Genomic DNA, 4,154 nt, shown 5'->3' on the forward strand with positions numbered 1-4,154 from the left:
TCATCAAGCTGCCGAACATCTCGGCGTCGGTCCCGCAGCTGAAGGCCGCCATCAAGGAGCTGCAGGCCGCCGGCTGCGCGATCCGCCTGGACGCCGCGATGGCCGCCAACCGCCCCGGCCGCCACGGCGTCTGGCAGCGCCCTCGTGAGCGCCTGCTGCTGCGGCGCTGCCCGCTCCTGATCCCGCAGTCCGCCGAGGCGCTCACGGAGGTCCCGCGACCCCGCCCGCGGGCGGTCGTGGTGCCGCCGCCGGTGGAGCTGGGCCCGCCGCCCCGCGCGTGGGCGGAGCGCGACGTCGCCGCGGTCACCTACGCGTCGGACCCGGCGAAGAAGGGCCTCGACCGCGTGCTGGCCGCCTGGCGGCTGGAGCGCCGCGACGGCGAGGAGCTCGTCGTCTGCGGCGCGCCCCGCGGTGCCGTGGCCGAGGCCGCCGGTCCCGCGGGCGTGCCGGCGGGCGTCCGCGACGAGGGCTCCCTGGCGCCCGACGCGTTCGCCGCGCTGCTGCGGCGCGCGCGGGCGTTCGTGATCGCCCCGCGCCGCGAGGACCACGGGCTCGTCCAGCTCGAGGCGCTGGCCGCCGGCTGCCGGGTCGTCACGACCGCCGCGCCCGGCGCGTACGTCGCGCTCTCCGTCGTGCGGGCCGCGACCCCGCGCCTGGTCGTCGACCGGCCCGACGACGCCGCGCTGCTCGGCGGCGCGATCCGTTCGGCGCTGGACGCCCCGCGCGGGCCGGGGACCGACGACGCGGCGCGGTCGCGCGCGCTGCTGGCGGAGCGCTTCGACGCCGCACGCGTCGACGCGACGGTGCGCGACGAGCTGCTGCCGGCGCTGCTCGGCTGAGCCGTCGGGGACCTCGCGCACGGGCGCCTGCGCGCCCGTCAGCACGGCGACGGCCGTCAGTCACTACCGTTCCGCCGCATGTCGTCGGTCGCCCACGTCCCGTGGCTGGTCATCCCGACGTTCGACGAGGCGGAGAACGTCGAGCGGGTCGTGGGGCTCTCGCGGGAGACCCTCGCCGCCGCGTGCCCGGACGGCTTCCGGATCCTGATCGTCGACGACGGGTCACCCGACGGGACGGGCGACATCGCCGACCGGCTCGCGGCCGCGCACCCCGACGAGGTGCAGGTGCTGCACCGCGAACGCCCCGAGGGCCTCGGTCCGGCCTACCTGGCGGGCTTCGCGCTCGCCCTCGGGTCCGGCGCGACCCACGTCCTCGAGATGGACGCCGACCTCTCGCACGACCCGCGCGACCTCGCCCGCCTGCTGGACGCGGTCCGCGGCGGCGCGGACCTGGCGCTCGGCTCCCGCTACGTGCGCGGCGGCGGGGTCTCCGACTGGGGGCTGCTGCGCCGGGTGATCTCGCGCGGCGGGTCGTTCTACGCCCGCGTCACGCTCGGGCTGCGGGTGCGCGACCTGACCGGCGGCTTCAAGTGCTTCAGCGCGGAGGTGCTGCGCGCGATCGACCTGCCGACGGTGCGCTCGATGGGCTACGCGTTCCAGGTCGAGCTGACCTGGCGGGCGGTGCGCTCGGGCTTCCGCGTCGTCGAGGTCCCGATCGTCTTCCGCGACCGGACGGCCGGCACGTCGAAGATGAACTGGCGCATCGCGCGCGAGGCCGTCGTCCTCGTCCCCGCCCTGCGGCGCTCCGGCTGGCGCGCGCCGCTGGTGGCCGGGGCCCGCGCCGCCGAGGAGGATCCCGCCTCCGTGAGCGGCCCGGGGCGGTAGCCTCGGGAGCGGTCCCGACCGCGGATCCGGCGCACCGCCGGTCGTGGCGCGGCGGGCATCGAGGGCGGTCACTTCATTTTGTATAGTAGGTGGCAGCAGCAGTCCGGATCCGCGAGGATCGAGTGCGGTTCCAACGAGGAGCAGTGAGATGGCGACTGACGTCACCGACAGCAACTTCCAGGCCGAGGTCATCGAGAGCGACCAGGCCACGATCGTCGACTTCTGGGCCCCCTGGTGCGGCCCGTGCCGCGCGGTGAGCCCCGTGCTCGAGGAGATCGACTCCGAGCGCGCCGACGTCCGCGTGGTCAAGCTGAACACGGACGACAACCAGCAGACGGCCGCCAAGTACGGGATCATGTCGATCCCGACGATGATCGTCTTCAAGAACGGCGAGCCCGCCGGCCAGATCGTCGGCGCCATGCCGAAGCCCCGCCTGAACGCCGAGATCGACCGCATCCTCGGCTGATCCGCCCCGGCCCCTCGGGGGCCGGACCAGCAGCACCGACGGGCCGCGCCACGCGCGGCCCGTCGTCGTTCCGGGGCGGTGTCGCTGCGGGGGCCGGGGGGACCGGCGTCCCCGCGCCGCGGCGTCGTGGACCCGGGGCCCGCGAGAGGATCGCGGCCGGCGCGCCGTCGCTGGGGAGGCTGTCACCCTCCCCTGGGTGCGGATCGCTCCCGTGCGGCCGTGGCCGTGGATCCTCGTGGTCGCCGCGGCCCTGGTCCTGTGGGCCCACGAGGTGCCGTTCCCGGCGCAGGGCCGGCTCGACGCGCACTCGCCGTTCACGCTCCTGGCGGCGATGCGGGTGCCGATCGTCGTCCTGCTCGCCGCCGCGGCGGCGGGATGGATCGCCGCGGCGCTCCTGCTCGCCCGGCCCGTGCTCGCCCCGGTCGTCCTGCTGCTGGCGGCCGTCGCGTCGGCCGTCCAGATCGCGCCGCGCGTGCTCGGGACGTCGGGACCGATGCCCAGCGGCGGGCCGGCGGTGACGATCCTGAGCGCCAACGTGCTGCGCTCGGAGGTCGCGCCGGCGACGCTCGTCGCGCTCGTCCGCCGGACGCGGGCCCAGGTCGTCGCGCTGCCGGAGGCCAACGCCGTCCTCGCGCGGCGCACCGCCCGCGCGCTGCAGGCCGCCACCGGCCGGCCCTGGACCGCCCTCACCGACGCCCGCGGCGGACCGGATGACGACGGGTCCGCGCGGCCGACGTCGCTGCTCGTCCGGTCGAATCTGCGCCCGCGGCGCCTGGCGCCCCCGTCGTCCACCTCGGGCGCGCACGGCGCCGTCCGCGTCCGCCTGACCCTCGTCGGCGGGCGGCCGATGACGTTCTCGGCGGTCCATCCGTTGCCGCCGGCGCTGCTCGCGTCGCAGGCCGCGTGGCGGGCGAACCTCCTGCGGCTGCGGCCGCAGTGCCGCGCCGGCGAGGTGCTCGCGGGCGACTTCAACGCCACGCTCGACCACTCCCCGTTCCGCGCGCTGATCGGCGCCGGCTGCCACGACGCCGCGTCCGACCGCGGCGAGGGCCTGCGGGCGACCTGGACGGGCGGACCCCTCGGCATCACGCGGCCCGCGATCGACCACGTCCTCAGCGGCGGCCGCTGGCGGGCGACGAAGGCGGGGGTCCTCCGGATCGCGGGCAGCGACCACCGCGCGGTGTGGGCGCGGGTGGCGTCGGAGTAGGGGCGGGGCGCACGGTGGTTCCCGCGGCGGCGCCGGGAAGCCGTGGGCCCGTCACCGCGGTCCCGTGCCGGGGTCGGCGAGGCGTCCGCGGAGGGGGCGGGCGACGTACACCTGGTGATGGGCGTCCGCGCTTCAGGGAGTCTTGGTCCCTCGGACGGCGGGACGCCGGCCGACCCGACCGTGCCCGTGCCGCAGGAGCTCTCGACCCTCTCCGGTCCCCGCAAGGTGCTGCTCGGCGGCGCGGCGCTGCTGGTCGCCAACTCGACGCTGCCGTGGTACCGGATCGAGGTCCGCGGCTTCGCGTTCGAGCTGTCCGGCTGGCACGAGCTCGGGATCCTGGCGTGGGTCCTCGCGATCGTCCTGCTCGTCTGGGAGCTCGGGCGCCTCACGTCCCTCGTGGAACTGCCCGGCGACCGCGGCGACCGCTGGTCGAGCGTCGCGGGGATGTCCGCCGCGTTCGTCGGCCTCCTCTTCGTCCTGCGACGCCTGCTCGACGGCGACCTCGGCTACGCCTGGGTGTCCGGCGCCGTGCTCGTCGCGGCCGTCGGGTCCGCGGCGTGGACCCTCTTCGTCGGGGCGCGGGGGCTCGACGCCCTGTCCGCGCGCTTCGGGGGCGGTGCGCCGCCCCCGGAGACCCGGCCGCTCCCCGACCCGGCGGCCCGCGCCCGCCTCGGCGAGCCGGAGTGGCGGCACGAGCGCCCGGCTCCGACCGGTGCAGACCGTCGTGGTGGTCGTGTTCACCGGGACCCCGAGCGCC

5 protein-coding genes are annotated in these 4,154 nt (G+C 77.1%); all 5 read left to right on the forward strand.

What is annotated here, in order from left to right; all coding sequences use genetic code 11:
- A partial coding sequence (locus tag AB0L40_RS26900; RefSeq protein ID WP_364361743.1) for an NADP-dependent isocitrate dehydrogenase occupies positions 1-839 on the forward strand: 839 nt, incomplete at its 5' end.
- A 78-nt stretch (positions 840-917) separates the two neighbouring features.
- Positions 918-1,724 (forward strand): polyprenol monophosphomannose synthase, encoded by an 807-nt coding sequence (locus AB0L40_RS26905; RefSeq protein WP_364361745.1) that lies wholly within the window; start codon positions 918-920, stop codon positions 1,722-1,724.
- 148 nt (positions 1,725-1,872) lie between these two features.
- A complete protein-coding gene (gene trxA, locus AB0L40_RS26910) occupies positions 1,873-2,190 on the forward strand; it encodes a thioredoxin (protein WP_364361747.1) in 318 nt (105 codons plus the stop codon).
- 196 nt (positions 2,191-2,386) lie between these two features.
- Positions 2,387-3,397: an endonuclease/exonuclease/phosphatase family protein gene (locus AB0L40_RS26915; protein WP_364361749.1), complete on the forward strand. Its 1,011-nt coding sequence runs from the start codon at positions 2,387-2,389 to the stop codon at positions 3,395-3,397.
- Positions 3,398-3,577: 180 nt separating this feature from the next.
- A partial coding sequence (locus AB0L40_RS26920; protein WP_364361751.1) for a hypothetical protein occupies positions 3,578-4,154 on the forward strand: 577 nt, incomplete at its 3' end.

Origin of the sequence: Patulibacter sp. NPDC049589, from assembly GCF_040675535.1 — a bacterium.
Taxonomy (GTDB): domain Bacteria; phylum Actinomycetota; class Thermoleophilia; order Solirubrobacterales; family Solirubrobacteraceae; genus Patulibacter.